Origin of the sequence: Paenibacillus sp. GYB006 (assembly GCF_036577645.1) — a bacterium.
Classification (GTDB): domain Bacteria; phylum Bacillota; class Bacilli; order Paenibacillales; family Paenibacillaceae; genus Paenibacillus.
In genome coordinates, this window is the sequence record NZ_JARBDA010000028.1 from 1 (window position 1) to 17,111 (window position 17,111).

The following is a 17,111-nucleotide window of genomic DNA, read 5'->3' on the forward strand; positions in this document are numbered from 1 at the left end:
TCTTTGAGCCTGAACATCTCAATTCTATCGGAATGGTCTTAGTGGTCAAACCTTTGATTCCTCCACCCGCATAGCGGGTGGTTTTTTGTTTCGCGCGTTTCACGCACTCAACTGGCTAAAGCCATAAATAAAAGACCAAGCAACCGCTTGGTCTTTTTACTGAACATCAAAAGCAATAATTAGTATCTCTTAATAGCTTGATACAATACAATATGACGATAAGCATCCTACTTGGAACCCCAAATTGAAGTGTTATTAGAGCCGATTAATGAGAAGGTCATAACTGCATTATGGCTAGACTGTTCATTTCTTTGTTTAAAGAAAACACCTTTATAGGTTACCCCATTGATCACCATTGTGCAGTAGTACGTTCCTGAGGTATACGACCATGTACCCGACACATCACCCGTTATGCTCCCATTCGAATTCAATGTCACGCTTTGGGTTGGCAGCATACCAACACCGGACGTAGAGGCATCAAGCCCCATATTCACATACTCATATGTCCCCGTCATATCGCTCATACTGTATCCGGTTGAAGAAATACTACTTCCTAAATATTCATATACAGCTGTTACAGGCCATTTGTCGGCGTTCATGAATTGTTGATGCACACGAACCTCATGCCCCTCGGTACCGTTATTAAATCTTGTATGGTACACCAAATATCTCATTCCGTCGGTATCAGCAAATGCAGAGTTATGGCCTCCCGATTTATATCCAACTGGTAATCCGGAGAAATTATAATTTCCAAACAACTTAATTCCATAGTTGGATTGATTAATGGAAGATGATGAATACACAGCTGGATTGCCAGCAGCATCAGTATACGTTCCATTAATGGATGTAGAGCGATATAAACGGATATGGTATCCGCCCGAATTGGCTAATCCGCCATAGGTTACATATAAATAGTAGTAGCCTGTTCTTGCATCATAAACAATATAAGGAGCTTCACCAGATTTACCATATCCACCGGCAATTCTCTTCCCAAAATAGCGATCAGTATCGCCGCTATCAGAACCAGGATAGTAAGGTTGGCCCGTCGCAAGGTTAATTTGAAGAATATAAATACCTCCGGACCAAGACCCATAGGTCATCCACATATTTCCTGAACTATCATAAACAAGAGTGGGATCAATCGCATTTGGAAAATTGGTATTGTTGAATCCGCCGTTGCTCGTAAACCAACCGCTTCTCGTTCCTGACAATGTACCGTTATCTATGAGCTCCGGTATATTCGTGTTCTGAACCCATGTATTCACGGTTTTTGTCCCTAACGACGAGCTCGTTGTAATCGGATTGCTTGCGTTTGTAAATCCAGAGTAAACAATCGTATCCACATATTCAAATGGACCGGTTATTGACTTAGACACGCCATATCCAATTGCAGAACGCATATAAGTGGATGACGTACAGTAGTACAACATATAGGCACCTTTCGAACCATCCGCCCATTCATAAGATGCATTGTAAATCGGTGCAGGAGCCCAAACCGAATGACCGCCCGAACTGTCTTGGTCGTTATATCCAGCCCATGCAAATGAAGAAGCCAGCGCAGAATTCAATGCCGCCCCTGTGCTTCTTGAAGAATTCCCTGTACCTCCCGCCTTTACTAGTTCCCATTTTTGCATGTCGCCGCCCCAGTAATTCCATTGTTGGACATTTGCTCCACTGGAGGTGCTGCCATCGGTTATATCAATCGCAGATTTATATCCAGATGCTTTAGAGAGAAAGGAAACTGTACCGTCATTGTTTTGCTCGATTTTAAATAATTGCATCGTGCCGCCCCAATACTTCCACTGCTCAATATTGGCGCCATCCGCAGCAGAATTGCTGTTTACATCAATGCTGCTTGTATAGGACGAATTTCCAGTTAGAATATAGTAATCTCCGCTGCCTTGGTACACAATTTTAAATTTTTGCGCATCGGATCCGTTATATGACCATTGTTGAATATTAGCGCCATCCGCAGACGAGCCATTCGCAACATCCAAATATAACCCGCTGTTTTTATTCTTTATATAATAGTAGCCTTCATATGTGGATGCTCCGTACAAGCTTGCGTTTGAGTAGCCCTGTGTCCCCAGATAAAACCAGTTTCTTAAATCGGTGCTGGAAGCTTGCCCTAAATGGGAACCGAAAACATAATATTGGTTTGTTGAAGAATCATAAAAGATGGAAGGATCATGAACGGAAGCCCTCGTCGTTGATGAGGTTGTCGATGAACTCGCGGCTCCGTAAGCGGCTCCGCTGCATACAAAAACGGCTAATAAAGCAAAAATAATAGCTAGTGAAATCCATTTTTTACTCCATTCTTGTTGGATCAGCTTCATGATTTGACTAGTCTCCTTTCATACCCTCGAAAATAAGTTAGGTTAAAGCGGTGATAGACTATCTAGCTCCTATTGCCTCTCTATAAATAAAGCGCTTACAATTTTCTATATTAGTTAAATCCTAGCTGCCATTCAGTCATCGATAAACTTTCTAATCCTCCCGTCTCATAAAGTGTGATTTGCCATTGTTATATGTTAATTAATTAACATGTATATTATAGTTTGCAATTCATTATTTTTCCACTACATATTCTTGAAATATAGATCATGGAGCAAAAACCCCATCCCCATACGGATGCGGCTTTTACTTAATAGGAAAATACAATCAAAACCCTGTTCGAAGATCATATTAGACGCCACTTAGAGCTAAATTATAATTTCTTTGCAAATTCATTCAACTGTTCTGACATCCGATCCACTTCTTCGATAAAATCGGAGACCTGGCGGGACGATGTTGCCTGTCGTTCAACAATTGCAGTCATTTGTTCAATGGATACGCGCATTTCGCTAATTGCCTCTTCAAATGTTTTCAGTGTAGTTTGAATCACATTCGTAGAGTTAAGCGACTCCTTGGATAATTTCCGTATCTCACTCGCTACAACACCGAAACCTCTTCCTAGATCTCCTGCATGAGCCGCTTCTATCGCCGCATTAATTCCTAATAAATTCGTTTGATCCGCGACTCTTTTGACAATTGTTACAACTTTATCTGTTTCTTTCACCTGCTCTACCGTCTGATGGGCGAACGTAAGCAGCTGCTGAGCAGAATCGGCTAATTTTGATGAATCTTCTGCCACTTCTGAGATCTGTTTATTGGCTTGGGTTAGTGAGAGCGAAATTTGATCCGCTATGGCTATTAGCTCACTTTGTTTGCGTAACTGAATGGCTATACCGCCAATCACATGACCACTTGAATTGTGGAGCGGTGTAGCCGTCCCTATAAATTCAAAACCATAAAATGAGGGAGGTACCTCTGCCTTTAATGCTATATTATCCCGAATTGCCTGCGTTAACGGTTCTTCGTGGTGCAAAGGTTGGCCGACATGGATCTCCAAATTAATATCTTCTCCAGGCCAATAGGCAATAAATTTCTCTGTGTCACAAATAGCAATGGATAATTCAGCAGGCACTGCTGCCTTTAAGATGGGAATCATGGCAATTAGATTATCCAAGGATTCAATGGTATTCATTTTAGAATTCTCCTTACTACGTAACTATGTATTAAAACTTTAGTTCATTTTAGTTCAAAAGATCTACTAATTATTCCATTTTACCATCATTAGTTAATTCTGTGAATGAGTGAAGAGGTATTACTCGCTATATAAATTTAAGAAACCCAGTCTTTGTAAATGGCTGGGTTTCTGGGTCAATCTGTGCCTCTTCTAAATCACAGGCTTTCTTTATTTAATAAGTTATACAGCTTTAAACTACATTAATTTCTTTGATACTTTTACTATGATCATTCGCCTTCCATTCACGTAAACCTTGTACGGATAGCAAAGTATTGATACCATAAAGAATTGCCATTGGATACAAACCGCTTAAGAGCACGGTACAAACAGCTAACGCATCGGAAAGAATAAAAAGGTGCCAATTCTCCAGATACTTTCGACTAAGCCAATATTCAGCTACTAGTCCTATAACTGCCGTTAGACTGTTTAGAAAAGGCAAGGATCCGCCAAATACATTTTTCTCAAGCAATCCCCAAAGGAACCAGGCTACAAGCATCCCAAGTATCCAAAATTGCAACTGTTTACGTGTAAAACGGTTAGTTCGTGGAACTTCATCACCTTGCTTGTGTTTATTCCAGAAAAACCAGCCATAGATTAGAAACATCGTTTGAACAAAAGCAACGACAGCCATAGCGTACAATTCGGAAGAAACATAAATATATACGTAACTGCCAAAAGCAATAATACCAAAAATAAAATTAAGCATCTTCTCTTTCATTAATAGCCATACATGCACCATGCCGAGCACGGATACAATCGTATCCAGAATGGGAGCCTTCATAACCCAACCTACGATAACAGCTAATATGCTAGCACCAATAATAAACAGAGGATGTTTCAAATATTTGCCCAATCTCTAGCTTCCTCCTGATTGAGTTACTTTGAATATTTTTGTTAAAACAATATATGTTTTACAGCTTCTATCTTACAAAATTAAGCCGACCACTGCCGCGGATAAGAAGCTAACAAGAGTCGCTCCATAGAGCAGACGAAGACTAAAACCGGCAACGACTTTACTTTGATCCGGACAAAGCCCTTTCAAGGCTCCGATGATCATACCGATTGAACCAAAGTTAGCAAACGATACCAGGAACACTGAAATAATACCTGTAGATCTTTCTGATAATCCTTCCATTTCTATAAAGCTTGTCATTGCCACGAACTCGTTAGACAGCAGCTTAGTCGCAATTAATCCACCGAAGCGAACTGCTTCGTCCCAAGGCACACCCATTAAGAAAGCAAAAGGAGCAAAGATATAGCCTAGAATGGTTTGGAAATCTACACCAAAAATACCACTAAAAATACCATTTAAGAAAGCGACCAAAGCTACAAATCCTAGCAGCATAGCGACAATCGCTAATACCAAATTGAAGCCGTCCATCATGTAATCAGACAGTACCTCAAAGAATCCGCGTTCGTCTTTTTCAGCTGGCTGATTAACGATCGCAAGTGCTTCATTTCTCTCATCTGGGTTATATGGGTTAACAATGGATAGAATGACGAACACACTAAACAAGTTTAGAATAATTGCTAGAATAACAAACTTAGGATCAATCATATTCATATAAGCACCAACAATACTTAGATCCACTGTTGATATCGAACAAGCAGCAATTGTATACATTTGTTGCTTGTTAAGTTTTGGTAAGAGGTCTTTGATGGAGACGAATACGGCTGTCATACCGATAATAACGGCACTTACCGCACTATATGATTCAAGCTTGCCAAGTCTGCTGATTTTGTTGAGTCCTGTTCCCATGATTTTAATAAACCAAGGAAGGATCTTAAAGTATTGCAAAATACCAAGTAACGCACAGATAAATACAATAGGAAATAATGCAGTCAATAAGAAAGTGGCATAACCACCTTCAATCATACCTCCAAATACAAATTCGATCCCTACATTAGCGTAACCTAATAACTTTTCAAAAAGTTTGGAAGCGCCACCAATAATCTTAATACCGATCGTTGTATGCAGGAATACATAAGCCAATAGGATCTGAATACCTAGAATAATAACAATTGTTTTGAGCTTCTTCTTAACCATTTTTCTATCGAAGCTTACTAAATATGCTAGTAGGAAAATTGCAATTAAGCATAGGATAAAAATTAGGTACTTCATGACAATCCCCTTTTCTGCTAGAAGGTTAAAGTGTCTGGATGTCCAAATCTGATGCAATACTTAATTTTAATAGTTAAAAATTTTTACTTCATTCGGTGTAATGTTTCAAGGAACCATGCCTGGAAAGCTTCCGAATCAATACCAACAGCCACATTCATATTCGTCGTCTCTTCTTCAAACATCTCCATTGTCATACCGCTTGCTGGTCCTTCGGTGATGACCTTCACATGTCTGCGTTCAATCGTAAATAATTCAGGTTTGGTCAGATACGCAATAGCACAGGAATCATGCATAACAACGCCATGATCCATATCTCCATCTCTATAATGATGGAAGATCGCGTTAAACATTTCAGCAGATTTGTTTTGACATTGTGTTAATTCTTTTTCACCAATGAGTGCTTTTAACGTTACGTCTAAGCCAATCATCACCACATTAACATCGGATTCAAGCACAATCTTCGCTGCATGAGGATCAGCCCACATATTAAACTCGGCTGGACCATTCATATTCCCTCCGGATAAAGATCCCCCCATGAGTACAATTCGCTCAATTTTGTTTTTTACATGCGGATACATTAACAGCAATACTGCAATATTGGTTAATGGGCCAATAGGAACAATCGTTATCTTCTCTTCTGATTCCTCCAGCAAAGAACGAATCGCTTCAACAGCATGCGGCTTTATAATCTGATTCGTAGGTTCAGGAAAATCATAACCATCCATGCCTGTTTCTCCATGTACTCTACTTCCTTCATAAGGTTTCAGTAACGGAGACTCCATACCTCTCGCAACGGGAATATCTCGCTCAAAGAAAGATACAAGTTTCAATGCATTGGTAGTGATATTGTCAATATCCACGTTCCCGGCTACCGTGGTTATTAATTTCACATCTAATTCATCTCTGTGGAGAGCCAAACCAATAGCTGCTGCATCATCAATACCAGGATCTGTGTCAATAATTACTGGAATTTTTCTCATGTTAATGTTCCTCCTTAGGATATAGATAAGTTGATTTCCTAATATCTGTAATCGGTTACACATTGAATATTACAAAAGACGGATTTCTAATGTAAGCATCTCTATTATATTCTTCCCTATAAACGATCCAATATAACCTAATCAAGACAACCCTCTAATTCTTGACGTGTCGGCATTCCTCCTTGGGCACCGAATTTCATTACAGATAGAGAGGCAGCACGATTCGCAAACTTCAATGCGTCCATTATCTCTTTACCCTCAGCTAGTGCTACAGCAAAGGCAGCGTTAAAAGTATCTCCAGCTCCTGTCGTATCAACCACTTCTACCGGGTAAGCAGGTACTAATATCTCTTCATTCCCATTAAAATAACGAACACCATTTTTCCCTTCCGTGATAAACAATTTGTTCGGATATTGCTTCAATACTTCAGATAGATTTTGCTCTTTAAATAGTTCAGCTGCTTCATGTTCATTAGGAGTTAAAAACGATACTCTTCTTAATATCCCTTCCGTCAGCGGCGCAGCCGGTGCTGGATTTAATAGTAATGGCACTCCATATCGCTCACAAACTTGGCTGACATAATCTACAGTCTCCAACGGAATTTCATGTTGAATAAGGACAATATCCGATGTTTGAATCACCTTCAGCGCTTTTTCAACAATGGCCGGTGTTACATGATTATTTGCTCCTTTTACCACCACAATACTGTTATCCCCATCAGCAATCGTAATATGAGCTGTTCCGCTTTGAATACCTGTAACCGGTTCCACATTGTGAGTAAAAACACCATTCTTCTTAAAATTATCTAAGATAACTTGACCATAATAATCATCACCAACGCAGCCAATCATAGTAACACTAGCGCCCAACCGGGCTGCAGCCACCGCTTGGTTCGCCCCTTTTCCTCCGGCAACGACCTTAAAGGAATCCCCCATCACTGTCTCTCCTACACCTGGGCGCATCCTTGTCGTTACCACGAAGTCCATAGAAGAACTTCCAATAACCGTTACTTTTACCACGTCTATCTCACCTTCCTTGTTGTATTACGATTTACATATGATACATCTAATTTAATATGCGATTTTTCAACCGCTTGTTTCTTAATTAATTTTATAAGCAGCTTAGCCGCTTCTCTCCCCATATCATAAATCGGTTGTCTAATTGTTGATAATGATGGAAAAAGTAGACTACTCTGTTGAATGTCATCAAATCCAATGATTTGGACGTCGTTAGGAATAACTTTTCCAATACTCAAAGCTTTATGCAAGATAGCTGTCGCTGTTATATCATTACTCGCAATAATTCCATCCGTATCAGGAAATTTTTCGAATATTTCTTGCGCTTTACTCAATCCTTCCTGGAAAGAAAGTGAGTTCATTGAAATCACCTGAAAATCAACATCCGATTGGGCTAAAACCTCAATACTTCCTTGAAAGCGTTCTTGCGCAGGCAAGACGTATGCAGGTCCTTTGAGAACAGTTAATTTGCGGCTGCCTCGTTTAATCATTTCAATAGCAGCCATTCTGCCACCTTCAAAGCCATCGGAGTAAACGGAGTATTCACTTTGAGAACCTCGGTCCAAGAACACAGTTGGAATGGGTAAGTTTTCATAGTTGATTTTATCAGCTAAATTCGTTGCCGATATAAGACCAACCACATTATTTTGTACAAAGGTCTGAATGTAATTCAGCTCTCGCTCTAAGCTTTCATCACTATTACCAAAAAGCAAATAGAATCCTTCTTTTTGGAGCTCATCTTCTACACCACGGGCCATTTCTGGAAAAAATGGGTTTGTTATATCCGGCAAAAGTAAACCAACTAAACGGGACTCTTTCTTATACAAAGAACGCGCTACTTCATTAGGAACATATCCAAGCTGATTGATCGCATCCTCCACTTTTTTCCTTGTATTTAATTGTACATACCCATTGTCATTCAAGACTCGAGAAACTGTCGCAACAGAAACTCCAGCTCTTTCTGCAACCTGTTTAATAGTAGCCACTAAAAGCATCCTTCCTAATCATCTGTAACCGATTACACGATTAGTTTAATTTATTTTATTAGGATAGTCAACAACCTATTTAATAAAAGTTCCTTTGAAAATATCTACTCATATTGCTATGAAAAACAATAAAAAAGACCACCGCAACCGTGGTCTCTCTGACTTTAGTATCCTTCTCGAATTCGTTGTTTACGCATCCATTGAGTCGCTACCCATTTCTCACCGCGGATGACAGGCTCTCCACTATGCAAAGTTAATTCGTTCAACTCCTGATTGTTATAGAAATATTCGAAGTAAATCGCAGAACCTTTCACTGGTTTCATGGTAATACCTAACCTCGGAAGGGTTGTTTCCCCTCCTTCTTCTACATCATTTAAATATATAATTAATGTACTGATTCGATTGTTATGGCTAGAAGGACTACTGGCCCCAAAAAAATCATAATGTTCTTTAAACTCTTGCCCAGGTTCATAATGTAATACTTGTAGTCCTTCCGCATGTGAGATGGGTACATGCATTAAAGTTGATATACGATTTTCTATTTCGGTTATTAAAGGGCTTTCATTTTCTTCAAAAAACATCCCACTACTAGTTCGAATTTGACTCTCTTCTTTATTCGCGAGTTTCGATTTTTTAAGACGTAACGCAGCAGCAGCAATAAACATCTGACATTCCTCATCATTTAATACCTGATCAAATTTCATTACTAAAGGTTCTTCATGTAGAACGGTGGCAGTAATCATGTGATTATCAATAGAATAGACGGATTGAATGGGTAAGATCGAAACTTCCTTTGTCATAATATGAATCAACCTCCTCTATAATCACTTACGATGACCAAAATGAGAACCTAAAACTAAAAAATAAACATTTTACATTTATTTCAAATATATTATAGAAACAGCTCGAGTATAGGAATATACTTCAATACATATTATTTAGACTATTTGAACAAATAAAAAACGTGTAAATGAATATAAGACGAATTAAATTAAGTTTGGGGTGGTAGATTCTAAATGGAAAAAGAAAAGAGATAACTCACGTAGTTTGAGAGTTATCTCTTTAGAATAGGCACATTTAGTTGATAATATTCGTACTCTACACTATTCGTTAGATTTTAATGCATCAATCATATTCACTTTCTTTAACTTCGCATGCATGATCATCATAACGATGGTTGAAAAGAATATTGTTATAGCTGCAGATAAGATATGACTAAGAATGGAAACATCCGGATACATCATCATCGTATCCGTTTCTGCTGTATAAATGATAAACGCGTGTAATAGATTCCCCAAAAATGAACCCGTAACGATTCCGAGTAAGGTGAGTATGACATTTTCTCTTACGATATACATCGTTACCTCATTGTCATAGAACCCTAGCACTTTTATAGTAGATAGTTCCCTTATACGCTCTGATACATTGATGTTATTCAAATTGTATAGGACCACAAAGGCCAAGCATCCAGCAGAAATAATGATAACGATCATAACCAGATTCATATTCGCAACGGAGTCTTCGCTAGCTTCTTGCATGTTAGATGTTAACGTCACATTTATCACATTTTCATGATTCATAAGCTTGGAAGATATCTCATCTTCATCAGCTAGATCTCGATCGAAATTGAGTAGCTGCGTTTGATATACAGGTTTCTTTTCAAGTACCTTTTCATAGTACGTAGGTGACATATAGATATAATGTTTAACGTAGTTTTCAGCAATCGCATCTATCCTTATGTCATACGTATGATTATCATCATCTGTCATCGATACCGTATCTCCAACAGAAACATCTAGGAGCTTGGCTAATTTTTCGGTTATCACAACACCATCATCTGATAATTTATACTTATCTCCAGATTCACGATTACCCAAAATGATAAAGTCATCTAAATGATCTGTAGATTGCGGCACATACAAGGTAGCTTCTTGATTATTCATATCTTCCTTACTAAATACAACAGACTCTTGGTGCAGATCTAATTTATCTTCATATCCAGATAACCTATTCAGCGTATTATCATACTCTTTCATTTCTTCTGTAGAATCGTCATCTAGGATGACCATCGCTTCATAATTCCACAACTGTCCAAACTGCCTGTCCACCATGCCTACATTTGAATCCTTAAGTCCAAATCCGGTAACCAGTAATGCCATACAGCCTGAAATACCGAATATCGTCATCAGCATACGTTGTTTATATCTAAAAATATTTCGAAATGTCACCTTATAATTAAAATTGAATCTTCTCCATATCGGCGTAACTCTCTCTAAGAGTATCTTTTTACCAACCTTCGGAGCTTTTACCTTCATTAGATTAGCTGGCTTATTTCTTAATTCAACTCTTAAGACAAACAAACTAGCCCCTACCGTACATAATATAGAGATGAATAGCGATTGAACGATATAGGACGGATAATAAACAATGCTTACTTTAGGCAGGCTGTATAAACTTTCATGTGCATTACTGATAATGCCTGGGAGTATACTCGCTCCAATGAGTATTCCTAATACAGCTCCTAAAATACTTGCTAAGGACGCATAGATAATATATTTCTTCGCTATTTCAAAATTGCCATATCCTAAAGCTTTTAATGTACCGATCTCGGTTCTATTTTCTTCGACCATTCTAGTCATCGTTGTTAAACAGATCATTACTGCTAGTAGGAAGAAAAATACCGGCAACACGGAAGCAATACTATCTAAACTATGAATGGAATCTTTATATCCTAAATACCCCGGGTTATCCGTTCGATCGGACACATAATACGCTAACTGATCTACATCCATCATACCTTCTGCCCGTTTGTCTACAGATGATTGACTCAATTGATTCATATTAGCCGTACTTTGAGACCATTGTTTTTGTAATGCTGCCTTTAATTCTTCTGCTCTTTCTTCCTTTCTGGCAGCGAATAGGTTTTCAAGATATTCACTATTCTCATCCATTACATCTTGATACTCATCACTATATCCATCAAGGCCTTGTACATTTTTAAATCTTATATATAGCTCGGTGTATGCATCCATGGATAGATCAGAACGATTCAATACGGCAAAGTAATCAATACTTCCTTTACCCACAGATGTTATGCCTCTAGATCCTTTTTCAATATACATTGGGCTTCTTACCATACCTACTACGGTGAACGTTGTCTGCTTAAAATTCTTCATTGTCTCATCGTCAGTCTCAATTGTATATTCTTGTCCGATCTGTATGTCCTTATTAAGCTTTAAGGCTTCTTCATCGATCGCGATTTCTCCACTGTTCTCAGGTAATCGACCTTCTACAATGATGAAATCATTGATATTACTTTCCTTATCGTATTCCATGAATCTAACTACATTACTGGCGTTTGTAAGATTCACATCTATGCTATGCGTAGCGTAAAAATCCAAGATGCGATCATCATTTCTAAGCACATCAACATCGTCATCATCTAATCCGAAATTCGATACAACTTTACTATCCATCAAATGATATTCATTAAAAAGATGATTGATCGCCTTGCTCATATCGGGTCCTGACGACTTTATACCTGAATAAAAAGCAACCCCTAAAAGAATAATGATCAATATCGAAATAAATCTGGCTTTAGAAGATAAAATTTCTCTAATCGTTAATTTCGTATATGGCTTAAGTTTCATCATGTACCCCTACCACTCAATATTTTCAATGGGAATCGGATTCTTATTCACTTCTACACTTCGAACCTTCGCATCATTGATTTTAATCACTCGATCTGCCATCTGTGCAATTGCCGAGTTATGCGTGATCACGATAACGGTTGTCCCCATTTTCCTACATGTATCTTGAAGGGTTTGTAATACTTGCTTTCCAGTATTGTAATCGAGAGCACCCGTTGGCTCATCACAAAGCAATAACTTAGGATTTTTGGCTACTGCTCTTGCAATAGAAACTCTTTGCTGCTCACCGCCAGATAACTGTGATGGAAAATTGTCTTTTCTATGATCAAGACCTACCAATTCAAGCGTTTGATCAACATCTAACGCATTCTTGGTGATTTGTGTAGCAAGTTCTACGTTTTCCTTGGCTGTTAAGTTTTGTACCAAATTATAAAACTGAAATACAAAACCTACATCGTCTCTTCTATATTTAGTAAGCTGCTTATTATTAAATGTAGATATAGTAAGCCCGTCCACGATGATTTCTCCTGAATCACAACTGTCCATTCCTCCAAGAATATTAAGTACCGTTGACTTTCCCGCTCCGCTTGGACCTAATATAACAACGAATTCTCCCTTTTCAATAGAAAAAGAGATCCCATTATTAGCGACAACGACGGTATCTCCCACCTTATATTTTTTATATACATCCTGAATTTTGATATACGACATTCTCTTCCTCCATTAGCTGCCAGGCTTGTTTTATATGCTACCGAATTAATGAGTATTCAATTCATATCGTCATTAAATAGACAACTTGTTTGTTTAATAGTACGTTAATATTATAAATTAGCAAAAATCCAATAACAACGACCACATATTTTCTTTGTGTTATGAAATGAACATATTGAACAAGTTTGTTCAATTGATAACAGTTGCAGAGTTAGTTCAAGTTCATAATACCTTTTAATGAGTTATGAAATTGATTCCGTTAGATAATTTAAACTTTTATAAGGAGATTCGTTATGGTAGGCATTAAAGGAAATCGAAGAGTTGTGTACACGAAGAAGGCTATTAAAGATAGTATCCTTACCCTGCTTGAAGAGAAAGAAATTCACCAGATTACGGTTACTGATATATGTAAAAGAGCAGATGTGAATAGAGGAACGTTTTATGCACATTACAAAGATCCACATGATTTGCTCCAGACGATGGAAGATGAGCTATTCCATAAAATCGTGAAATATATTGATGAAACGCCAGTGAACGAGTATTCAGATTCACTACTATTGAATGTACTTGAATTGATTTCAGAAAACAGGGCTTTGTGTAAGATTTTATTTTGCAAACAGAGGGACAATAAGCTGCTAGATAAACTTATTTCTATAGCGAATAAAGCTGATCTGGAACAGGTTTCTGAGGAATTTAGCAAGTCCTATTCCAATTATTATGTGAGATATATTGTTGGAGGCTGTATTGCCATTGTTCAAACATGGTTAGAAAATGACTTACCTGAATCCCCTGCTGAAATCGTTACAATCATCAATTCAGTAAGCACTTTAAATAATAACGATTTAACGCAAGCCGAGATCACCCTTAAGTGATTCTCGTTTATCACTGATAAGATGCTCTATAAATGCGAAAAAACCACCTTTGAGGTGGTTTTAAATTGTCGACATCAAACTGTATATAGCCAGTGCGAATGAAATTAGTATTCAATAAAGCCAGATCTTGCTTCAACAATTTCCTGATTTTATCTTGAGTATTCTCGCGAATATTCTTTGCTTTCTTTTAAATGAACGATATCATGGCCCGTAGGATTTTGGAAGGCACGAAGTCCAAAGGTCGGCGCAACTGCAAAGATATGATCGAAGATATCAGCCTGAACTGATTCATACACCGCCCAGTTGGTATCATTACTAAACGCATAGATTTCCAGTGGCAGCCCGTTATCGCCAGGAGCTAACTGTCTGACAATCAACGTCATATCCTTATGAATTTTAGGGTGATTCCTCAGATATTGATGAATGTATTCTCGGAATACACCTATATTCGTAAGCTGCCTACCGTTCACCTTGCTCTCCGTATTAATCTGGTGTTCCATATTATAAGTATTAATTTCATCCAATCTCGTCGTGACATAATCAGTGAGATAGTGTATCTTTTGAAGTTCCTCAATCATTTCCTCTGTACAAAAAGAGATACTGCTTGTATCAATATTAATACTTCTCTTAATTCTTCTGCCACCGGATGCTTGCATACCTCTCCAATTTTTGAATGAGTCTGAAATAAGGGCATAGCTAGGAATCATGGTGATTGTCTTATCAAAGTTCATGACCATTACCGTATTGAGTGTAATATCAATTACGTCACCGTTCGCATCATACTTCGGCATTTCTATCCAGTCGCCTACACGTACCATATCATTCGAGGATAATTGAACGCCTGCCACAAGGCCTAAGATGGAGTCCTTAAAAACTAACATCAGAACAGCCGATAAGGCACCAAACCCGCTGAGAATGATCAAGGGATTCTGACCAATGAGGCTCGATATCACTAAAATCGTAGCGATGATGTATAGTAAGATCTTTGCCACCTGAATGTATCCTTTGATCGGTCTGATCTTGGAAACCTCAAATGTACGATAAATCGCTTCAACAGCATTAAGCAGCGCACTAAACACCCTGGTGGTTACGATAATCATATAAATGATTGCCAGCTTCTTAATCAAAATCTCATATGACGGAAAGATGGGTGCAGAAGAATAGATAATGATGGCTGGCACGAGATGTGACAGCTTATGAAACACTTTTTTCTCCAAAATAATATTGTCCCATGTATACCGATTGTTATTAACGATATGAATAATCGTCTTCAGCACGATTTTTTTGGTTAAAAAATTGGCTAGAATGCAGACCAACGCTATAAAAACAGCCATGATCAAGTTTGATAGATAACCAACCGCAGCTTCGCTCATTCCATATCCGTCTAATTGATTTCTGATAAATCCCATTGTTTCCTCCTGACTATGTGTAGATTAGCCTAATATTATAGTGTAGTTTTAAAACCTAAGCAAATACAAATCCTGTCTGATAAGGCTGTAAAAAACAAAGGCGAACGCCCTTTTTTCTTAAAAAACTTTGCCTGGTTCATAAATTCTGTATTCTAACGACTCCCAACTACTAAAATATCAAAAGTAGATCCTCTTCCGTAACTACGGGTAGCAGTTTCGTCCATTCAGATGTAAGACGGTGAACCAGAGAATCAAAAACACTTAAATTCACGTACCTCCATACGGAGCGCGACTTGTAAAACCCTTATACATCTAGTCCCTAAAAGAGGTAATCGAAACTTCTATCTTTATATACAAAAAAAAGCCTAGTTATATAACCAGACTTGAATAAATATATTGGAGCGGGTGATGGGAATCGAACCCACGCTATCAGCTTGGAAGGCTGAAGTTCTACCATTGAACTACACCCGCGTACTAATATCGGGATGACACGATTTGAACATGCGACCCCCTGGTCCCAAACCAGGTGCTCTACCAAGCTGAGCTACATCCCGAAATATAATGGCGCGCCCTGAGAGATTCGAACTCCCGGCCTTTTGATTCGTAGTCAAACGCTCTATCCAGCTGAGCTAAGGGCGCAAAAAATATAAAAGCGGACGACGGGAATCGAACCCGCGACCCTCGCCTTGGCAAGGCGATGCTCTACCGCTGAGCCACGTCCGCAAAAATCAATGCGCGTGAAGGGACTCGAACCCCCACGTCAAGGACGCTAGATCCTAAGTCTAGTGCGTCTGCCAATTCCGCCACACGCGCATGTGATTATATGGTGAGCCATGAAGGGCTCGAACCTTCGACACCCTGATTAAAAGTCAGGTGCTCTACCAACTGAGCTAATGGCTCGTACTAAAATGGCTGGGGATATAGGATTTGAACCTATGCATGACGGAGTCAAAGTCCGTTGCCTTACCGCTTGGCTAATCCCCAACAGTGATAAGGTGTATAAATGGGCGATCGATGGGACTTGAACCCACGAATGCCGGAGCCACAATCCGGTGCGTTAACCCCTTCGCCACGACCGCCATCTTATTTTTCACTGAAATAAATAAGATTATGGCAGGGGCAGCAGGAATTGAACCCACACTAACGGTTTTGGAGACCGCTGTTCTACCTTTAAACTATGCCCCTAAGAAACTGTTAAAGGATGATGATTTCGAACCACCGAACCCGTAAGAGAACAGATTACAGTCTGATGCGTTTAGCCACTTTGCTAATTCTCCATATTGAAACTGGTGCCGGCGAGAGGACTTGAACCCCCAACCTACTGATTACAAGTCAGTTGCTCTACCAGTTGAGCTACACCGGCTAATTGATTACGCCATATCATGCTCTATATCATAGGACTGAGATAAAAGTGGCGGAACTGACGGGATTTGAACCCGCGATCTCCTGCGTGACAGGCAGGCATGTTAGGCCTCTACACCACAGTTCCAAGTATTACAATTGCGGAGTCTGGATTTGAACCTGCGACCTTCGGGTTATGAGCTAGACGAGCTGCTCCACCCCGCAATATTTTATATGGTGGAGATTGAGGGGATCGAACCCCCGACCCTCTGCTTGTAAGGCAGATGCTCTCCCAGCTGAGCTAAATCTCCATATAAAGTGACCCGTAGGGGATTCGAACCCTCGAGACGCTTGTGACGCCTACACGATTTCCAATCGTGCTCCTTCGGCCAGCTCGGACACTTCTCCAAAAGTGGCTCCCCGAACAGGGCTCGAACCTGTGACAACTCGATTAAC

12 protein-coding genes and 13 tRNA genes are annotated in these 17,111 nt (G+C 39.1%); 1 reads left to right on the forward strand and 24 read right to left on the reverse strand.

Features of this window, described 5'->3' with window-relative positions:
- Positions 1-227 precede the first annotated feature (227 nt).
- From PV403_RS24140 to PV403_RS24185, 10 genes are all read right to left on the reverse strand, one after another.
- Positions 228-2,336: an RICIN domain-containing protein gene (locus PV403_RS24140; RefSeq protein WP_213536182.1), complete on the reverse strand. Its 2,109-nt coding sequence runs from the start codon at positions 2,334-2,336 to the stop codon at positions 228-230.
- Positions 2,337-2,707: 371 nt separating this feature from the next.
- A complete protein-coding gene (locus PV403_RS24145) occupies positions 2,708-3,526 on the reverse strand; it encodes a methyl-accepting chemotaxis protein (RefSeq protein WP_213536181.1) in 819 nt (272 codons plus the stop codon).
- Between the two features lie 232 nt (positions 3,527-3,758).
- Entirely contained in the window at positions 3,759-4,421 is a 663-nt protein-coding gene (gene pnuC, locus PV403_RS24150; protein ID WP_213536179.1) for a nicotinamide riboside transporter PnuC, read from the reverse strand.
- 72 nt (positions 4,422-4,493) lie between these two features.
- The gene (locus PV403_RS24155; RefSeq protein ID WP_213536177.1) at positions 4,494-5,690 is read right to left on the reverse strand and encodes a NupC/NupG family nucleoside CNT transporter; all 1,197 of its coding nucleotides are present in this window, start codon (positions 5,688-5,690) and stop codon (positions 4,494-4,496) included.
- Between the two features lie 83 nt (positions 5,691-5,773).
- The gene (gene rihC / locus PV403_RS24160; RefSeq protein ID WP_213536173.1) at positions 5,774-6,670 is read right to left on the reverse strand and encodes a ribonucleoside hydrolase RihC; all 897 of its coding nucleotides are present in this window, start codon (positions 6,668-6,670) and stop codon (positions 5,774-5,776) included.
- Between the two features lie 137 nt (positions 6,671-6,807).
- Positions 6,808-7,689 (reverse strand): ribokinase, encoded by an 882-nt coding sequence (gene rbsK / locus PV403_RS24165; protein WP_213536171.1) that lies wholly within the window; start codon positions 7,687-7,689, stop codon positions 6,808-6,810.
- A 2-nt stretch (positions 7,690-7,691) separates the two neighbouring features.
- A complete protein-coding gene (locus PV403_RS24170; protein ID WP_213536169.1) occupies positions 7,692-8,672 on the reverse strand; it encodes a LacI family DNA-binding transcriptional regulator in 981 nt (326 codons plus the stop codon).
- Positions 8,673-8,836: 164 nt separating this feature from the next.
- A complete protein-coding gene (locus PV403_RS24175; protein ID WP_332086220.1) occupies positions 8,837-9,472 on the reverse strand; it encodes a 2OG-Fe(II) oxygenase in 636 nt (211 codons plus the stop codon).
- A gap of 303 nt (positions 9,473-9,775) precedes the next feature.
- Entirely contained in the window at positions 9,776-12,325 is a 2,550-nt protein-coding gene (locus PV403_RS24180) for an ABC transporter permease (RefSeq protein ID WP_332086221.1), read from the reverse strand.
- Between the two features lie 6 nt (positions 12,326-12,331).
- On the reverse strand, positions 12,332-13,033 hold the full coding sequence (locus PV403_RS24185; protein ID WP_213536163.1) for an ABC transporter ATP-binding protein: 702 nt from the start codon (positions 13,031-13,033) through the stop codon (positions 12,332-12,334).
- Between the two features lie 293 nt (positions 13,034-13,326).
- On the opposite strand from PV403_RS24185, the gene PV403_RS24190 reads away from it, so the two are divergent.
- Complete coding sequence (locus PV403_RS24190) at positions 13,327-13,905, forward strand: TetR/AcrR family transcriptional regulator (RefSeq protein WP_213536162.1); 579 nt, start codon at positions 13,327-13,329, stop codon at positions 13,903-13,905.
- Positions 13,906-14,054: 149 nt separating this feature from the next.
- On the opposite strand, the gene PV403_RS24195 is transcribed toward PV403_RS24190, so the two are convergent.
- The 14 genes from PV403_RS24195 to PV403_RS24260 all read right to left on the reverse strand — a co-directional run bounded on the left by PV403_RS24195 (position 14,055) and on the right by PV403_RS24260 (position 17,055).
- Entirely contained in the window at positions 14,055-15,314 is a 1,260-nt protein-coding gene (locus PV403_RS24195; RefSeq protein WP_213536160.1) for a mechanosensitive ion channel family protein, read from the reverse strand.
- 397 nt (positions 15,315-15,711) lie between these two features.
- A tRNA-Gly gene (locus PV403_RS24200) sits at positions 15,712-15,785 on the reverse strand.
- Between the two features lie 9 nt (positions 15,786-15,794).
- A tRNA-Pro gene (locus PV403_RS24205) sits at positions 15,795-15,868 on the reverse strand.
- 8 nt (positions 15,869-15,876) lie between these two features.
- Positions 15,877-15,953: transfer RNA gene (locus PV403_RS24210), tRNA-Arg, on the reverse strand.
- A 12-nt stretch (positions 15,954-15,965) separates the two neighbouring features.
- Positions 15,966-16,037, reverse strand: a tRNA-Gly gene (locus PV403_RS24215).
- 9 nt (positions 16,038-16,046) lie between these two features.
- Positions 16,047-16,127: transfer RNA gene (locus tag PV403_RS24220), tRNA-Leu, on the reverse strand.
- 11 nt (positions 16,128-16,138) lie between these two features.
- Positions 16,139-16,214, reverse strand: a tRNA-Lys gene (locus tag PV403_RS24225).
- A 9-nt stretch (positions 16,215-16,223) separates the two neighbouring features.
- Positions 16,224-16,298, reverse strand: a tRNA-Gln gene (locus PV403_RS24230).
- A 22-nt stretch (positions 16,299-16,320) separates the two neighbouring features.
- Positions 16,321-16,393: transfer RNA gene (locus PV403_RS24235), tRNA-His, on the reverse strand.
- A 32-nt stretch (positions 16,394-16,425) separates the two neighbouring features.
- Positions 16,426-16,499: transfer RNA gene (locus PV403_RS24240), tRNA-Trp, on the reverse strand.
- Between the two features lie 102 nt (positions 16,500-16,601).
- Positions 16,602-16,677: transfer RNA gene (locus tag PV403_RS24245), tRNA-Thr, on the reverse strand.
- A gap of 49 nt (positions 16,678-16,726) precedes the next feature.
- A tRNA-Asp gene (locus PV403_RS24250) sits at positions 16,727-16,803 on the reverse strand.
- A gap of 87 nt (positions 16,804-16,890) precedes the next feature.
- A tRNA-Val gene (locus PV403_RS24255) sits at positions 16,891-16,966 on the reverse strand.
- 11 nt (positions 16,967-16,977) lie between these two features.
- Positions 16,978-17,055, reverse strand: a tRNA-Ser gene (locus tag PV403_RS24260).
- Between the last annotated feature and the right edge of the window lie 56 nt (positions 17,056-17,111).